This window comes from Agathobaculum sp. (genome assembly GCF_022775115.1).
Classification (GTDB): Bacteria; Bacillota; Clostridia; order Oscillospirales; family Butyricicoccaceae; genus Agathobaculum.
In genome coordinates this window covers 1-3,659 of sequence record NZ_JALFLA010000025.1, presented here as the reverse complement: position 1 = coordinate 3,659, position 3,659 = coordinate 1, and the positions used below count along the sequence as shown (strand labels likewise).

The 3,659-nt window shown below is 57.6% G+C and carries 2 protein-coding genes; one reads left to right on the top strand and one right to left on the bottom strand.

Annotated elements, in window-relative coordinates; genetic code table 11:
- The coding region (locus MR935_RS03640; protein WP_290571141.1) for a late competence development ComFB family protein at positions 1–585 on the top strand (585 nt) is incomplete at its 5' end.
- A 77-nt stretch (positions 586–662) separates the two neighbouring features.
- Here the strand turns inward: MR935_RS03640 and MR935_RS03635 are convergent.
- The coding region (locus MR935_RS03635) for a bifunctional diguanylate cyclase/phosphodiesterase (RefSeq protein WP_290571140.1) at positions 663–3,659 on the bottom strand (2,997 nt) is incomplete at its 5' end.

The following is a 3,659-nucleotide window of genomic DNA, read 5'->3' as shown; positions in this document are numbered from 1 at the left end:
GACGCGGCTGGCCACGCCGCTGTCGAGCAAGTGCCGCAGACAGAATCTGCACCGGCAGAGCCGGTACAGGCCGAGCCTTCCGCTGCCGCCGCACCGGCACAGGCTGAGCCTCCTGCTGTTGCCGCCGCACCGGCACAGGCTGAGCCTCCCGCTGCTGCTGCCGCACCGGCACAGGCTGAGCCTCCTGCTGTTGCCGCCGCACCGGCACCGGCCGCGTCTCCCGCCGTGGAGGAGAGCGAGGCGGCTGATAAGCACGCCGGTATCCGTATGCCCGAGCCGCAGGCGCCGCAGGAGCAGGTGGTAGCGCCCCACGGCGAACGCGATGTCAAATATGTCAACGTGCTGCAGGAGCTGGTCGAGGAGACCGCGCCCTATTATATCGCGCAGATGATGCGGTGTAATTGCCCGCGCTGCGTGGCTGATATGAAGGCGCTGGCGCTGACCAGCCTGCCCTCCAAATATGTGGTGCTTAACCCGGTGCAGAAAAATGCCTATATGAGTATTTACGCCGCCCGGTATGATAAGGATCTGTCGGTGCAGATGATGCGTGCCTGCGTGATGGTAAACGACAATCCGCACCACTAAGCGCCATATCCGTATTGTTTTACAAGAAAATGCGCCTTGATTCGGTAATAAACCGTTTCAAGGCGCATTTTTGTGTATCAAGGGGAGGGCGCGGCCGCGTCATCTGCGTCCAGCAGCTGAAACAGCTGCTCAAATTCCATCGGCGGATAGAAGTAAAAGCCCTGTATGAAATCGCAGTCGGTTTGTCGGATGAGCTGAAGCTCCTCGTCGGTTTCAACGCCCTCAACGCAGATTTTTTTGCCGAACCGGTGGCAGGCGTAGATAACGCTGATGATAAAATTCAGCTTTTTTTCCGATGAGGTGACCTCGCGCATCAGTGTGCGGTCCAGCTTGATGAGGTCGGCCGGGTATTGCAGCAGCAGCTGCAAGCTCGAGTACGCGCTGCCAAAGTCATCCAGCACAAAAGAAATGCCGATATTTTTGCATTGTCGGATAAACCGCGATAAATGCTCAGGCATTTCATCAAAGTGCGTTTCGGTCAGCTCGATCGACAGATTGCGACCCGGAATGCCGTAGGTACGCAAACTTGCCTCAATGAACGGAAACAGGTCGCTGTCCATGATCTGCAAATAGCTGACGTTGATGGAAATTTGAAAATCCGGGTGTTTTTCTAAAATGGTTTGGCAGGCTTGCAGGGTCTGGGTGATTACCCACTTGCCGACCGGGATGATAAGGCCGAGGCGCTCCAAAAACAGGATGCATTTCTGCGACGGCACATTCTGCGCTTGATGCCGCCAGCGCAGCAGTACCTCGCCGCCGAAAATTTCGCCGGTAGCCGCGTGCACCTGCGGCTGTATCACGATACGGAAGCCCTCAAAGCCGTGGTGGATGCTGTGGTTGAGTGCAAGGCTCAGGTCGGTCTGCTCCCGATAGGTTTCGGACATTTGCGGAGAGAACGTCAGATATTCGAGCGTGGGAAAAGCCCGGGCAGAGTTTGCCACGGCCAGCGCGTTTTCAATCAGCTCCTTGGCGGTCGAGCCGTCCTGCGGATAATGCAGTACGCCGATGGCGCAGGGGTACATCATGTGCACACCGTATTTGCGGTAGGCGTCCTGCACGATGCGGCGAATATTTGCCACGAATTTGACCGGGCTGGACAGCTGCTGCGTGTAGGCCAGAAAATGGGTGTCGCTCAGGCGGAAAAAGCGGAAGAACGCGCCCATCGTCGCCTCCAGCTGGCAGCCGATCTCGCGCAGGATGTTGTCACCGATCTCGTGGCCGAACGCCAGCTCCATATCGTAAAAATGCTGGAAGGTAAAGCAAAGCAGCAGCAAGCGGCTATCGCTCCGGCATACGTCGGACAGGGCGCTGACGGCCGAGGAGCGGTTGAGCAGGCCGGTCACGGGATCGACCTCGGATTCGTTGGTCAGGCAGACCATGCTGCCGGAGAAGAAAAGCGGCACCGTCCTGTCCGAATTCCATTTCATCATGCCGCGGAAATGCACCCAGACCAGCTCGCCCAAGCGGTTGTAAATACGGCAGCGGACACTGTAAAAGGTGCGCTTATCGCGCAGCATGGCCTGCGTTTCTGCAACGTGCATGTTGCTGTCCGGCTTATAGATGCGCTGCTTGAGCAGCGTCAGAAAATCATAGACCAGATTGTCGGCAAACTGGAAGTCTTCCTTGAGGTTGTCCGAGATGAAGTAAATATTCTTCTGCACATCACCGCAGAACAGGTAAAAGGTCGTGTCACGCATGGCAATGGAGCTGAAAAACGATTCTGCGTCAAAATAAAAGTGATCCAAAAAGGACTGAAAGGCGGTGGCCGCCTCGGTGTGCGGCGCGGGCGTGCGCGCAGCCTCACGCGCGGGCGTTTGCCGTCCGGTCAGCGGGCTCCAATTGCTGTAAAAGTCGCGCTTGTCCTCATACATGCGCGCGTCCGCGGTGCGGATCAGCCGGTAAAAATCGCCGGGGGACGAGGCAGCCCAGACGCTGCCGATCGACAGAATGTGGTTGTGTATCACGATTTCCCGGCGCAGGTTGTCTACCTGCTGCTCGAAGGACGTTTCGGGCACACCCTCACAGATGACCAGAAATTCATCACCACCCATGCGGTAGATACGGCCGGCGGAAAATAGGTCGCGCAGGATGTGGTAGATGCTGATGATAAGCTCATCGCCGCTGGTGTGACCGAGCAGGTCGTTGATGCTTTTCAGTCCGACCACGTCGCAGTAGATCAGGCCGACCGGCTGTTCGGCCTGCCTATTGTCGATGTATTCGTTCAAAGCATAGCGGTTGAGCGCGCCGGTCATCTGGTCGTGCAGGCTGGATTGCCGCAAACGCGCCATCAAATCGCGCCGCAGCAGGGTCGCCATGATGAAATGGGACAGCACCTGACAAATATTCGCCGCATAGGGCAGGCGGGTGCGCGGGATATCATCCAGCCACAGGCAGCCCTTGACCATCCCGTGGGAGAGCAGGGGGACGAGAAGCAGCGTATCCGCTCCCTCCCGCACAAGCGGGATGAAGGCGGGCAGGCGGCTGTGCAGTTCAGCGATATCCGCGAAGCGGAGCGGGCGATTGGGCGTGTTTATCATGCCGCTGGCCAGCATGGCTGCCGTTTCCTCGGCCGATATGGTATCCGGCCCGTGTCTGCCGCCTGAGATTTCCCAGCGGTAGCTGCAAACGAGCGATTGGTCGTCCTGCTGCTCGTAGAGCAAAACGCTGCTGCGCAGGTAGATGCCCAGATGTTCGAGCATCAGGTTGAGTGATTCATCGGGGTCGGCAGTCGAATGGGAGACGATCAGGCATTCGTTGATAAAGGACTCGTAGTGGACATAGCTGTTGATGTCATCGGTCTCCATATCGTTGGCGTCCAGATCGACGACGCTGGTTAGATGGTAGCGGCGGTTCTGATAGAAAACAACATTGTCGGAAATGCGCAGCCGGTGCATATTGGCGGGGTTGCGGTAGCTCCACTCAAGGGAGTTGCTCTCGCGCAGCCGGGTGTTGGTGCAAAAGGGGCAGGGCAGCAAAAACTGCTGCAATATCTCGTGGCATTTTTTGCCCAGATATTCCGCCTCGCCGGAAAAACCGAAGCGCTCACGCGCATAGCGGTTCATGTAAACAAGCTC